This window comes from Rhizobacter sp., assembly GCF_031412075.1.
GTDB lineage: Bacteria > Pseudomonadota > Gammaproteobacteria > Burkholderiales > Burkholderiaceae_C > Rhizobacter.
This window is the reverse complement of record NZ_JANOCG010000031.1, coordinates 1-1826: the sequence shown is the minus strand read 5'-3', so window position 1 is coordinate 1826 and position 1826 is coordinate 1. Positions and strand designations below refer to the sequence as shown.

Here is a 1826-nt window from a genome sequence, read left to right as displayed (position 1 = left end):
TCGGTCGTGCCGGGGTCGCCTTGTTCGGCGTGTTCACGCTCCGGCGCGCGCGGCACCGCGGCCGAGGGGCCGCTGCGCAGGCTGCCCTTGGCGGCCTGCACACCATCGGTGATGTCTTTGACGGTGATCGACAGCGCCTTGCCGTAACGCTGGGCCACGTTGTTGAGCGCCGGGCCCACGCGCGTGGCGGGTGTCAGCGACAAGGCGTCGACCGATTCGTTGGCTGCGCTCGCGGCCAGGCGCAGCATGTCGCTGTCGCTGTCGGCCACCCGCACCGGGCGGCCGATGGGCAGGCGGCGAACCATGTGCAACACGTCGTCGCTCAAGCCCCAGTGTTTGGCCACCGCGGCGCCCAAGGCTTCGATGTCGACCCCCAGCACGGCGAACGATGCACCCTCTTCCGTCATGCCGGGCAGCTCGGGTTCGCCGGGTTCGGCAGCCGGTGCGCTTTGCATCAGCTGGCGGATCTGCTCGGCTTCTTCCGGGAAGTGGTACTGCACCATCAGCCGCCCCAGGTTTTGCAGGATGGCGATGAGGTAGACCACCTCGGGGTCATAGCCCGCGGGCCGCAAGGCTTGCGCGGTGTGGCCGACCAGGCGCACCCGTTCCATCAGGCGTTGCAAGGCAGCGGCATGGGTTTCGGACAACGGCCCCGGCCAGGCGCGCAGCGAGGCAGCCGCCTGGCGCACGCCCTTCAGGCCGACCAGCGCAATCGCGCGGCGAATCGTCAGCACCGGTCCGTTGCCGGCGATCTGCGTGCCTTGCACTTGCGCCGAGTTGACGGTGCGCAGCAGCTCGAAGCTGAGCCCCATGTCTTGCAAGATCTGCTCGGCCATCTCGTCAGTGCGCTGGCTCTCCGCCACGGCCAGGCGCGCCACACGGGCGCCGACGCCGGGCGCGGCAGGCAGGTGGCCGACGCTGCGCAAGCGGTCGATCAGCAGCGCGAGCGCGCCGCCATCGGCCTGGGCGGCGGCTTCACGCCAGCCGTTCAGCGCGGCCAGCAGGGTGCGCGCGTTGTGATAACGCTGGCGCTCTTGTGCGGTGGTGGCCCGGTTGGCGATGGCGCGCAGCGCTTCGGGCACCGGCTGGGGTGTGGTCCAGGGCAGGCGCAGCATCTCGCGGCCCTGCGGCGGCAGGCGTTGGATGACGCGGCCGGTGTCGGGTTCTTCGAGCGCAGGGGCCGCGGTCAGCAGGTGGTGCAGCAAGACACCGGCGCAGAGCACGTCGCGCACCGCCGACTCTCGGGCCTGGCGCAGGCGGTTCGGGTCGAGCGGCATCGCGCGGTCGTTGGCATGGTCGGAGCTGGCAACAGCGCTGAGGCTGGCGCCCAAGGCCATCACGCGCACCGTGCCTTGGTCGCTCACCAACAGCTGGTGCAACTGCATGTCGCCATGGGCCAGGCCGGCTTCGTGCGCGAAGGCCAGGCCTTCCAGCGCCTGGGTCAACCAGCCGACGGCTTCGTCGGGCGGCAGTTGGCGTTGTGTGGCCAGGCGCTCGCCGAGGGTCTGGCCCAGGGCCCGGTCGACTGCGATGTAGGGCCAGTGGTCTTGCACACCCACCTCGACCACATGGGCCAGGTTGGGGTGGTTCAGGCGGGCAGCGTGTTTGGCGTCGGCCAGCCACAGCTCGAGCGCGGCAGCGGTGGGGGGTTGCACGCGCGGCAGGGTGAGCAGCAGCTCCTGGCTGGAGCGCGGGTCGAACGCCAGCCAGAGCATGGTGCGGTCGCTCTTGCCCAGCAGCTGGCGCAGCTCGAAGCGCCCGAACGCCCGGGTGGGGGTCGGCTGGTTGACCCAGGCGCTGGAAGGCCTGGCCTTCGCTCACGAAGC

At 70.9% G+C, this 1826-nt stretch carries 1 protein-coding gene; it reads right to left on the bottom strand.

Going from position 1 to position 1826, the window contains the following annotated elements; translation table 11 throughout:
* Nucleotides 1–1715, bottom strand: a 1715-nt coding sequence (locus RMO40_RS00975) for an HDOD domain-containing protein (protein WP_309715074.1), incomplete at its 3' end; no start/stop codon positions are given.
* Nucleotides 1716–1826: the final 111 nt, after the last annotated feature.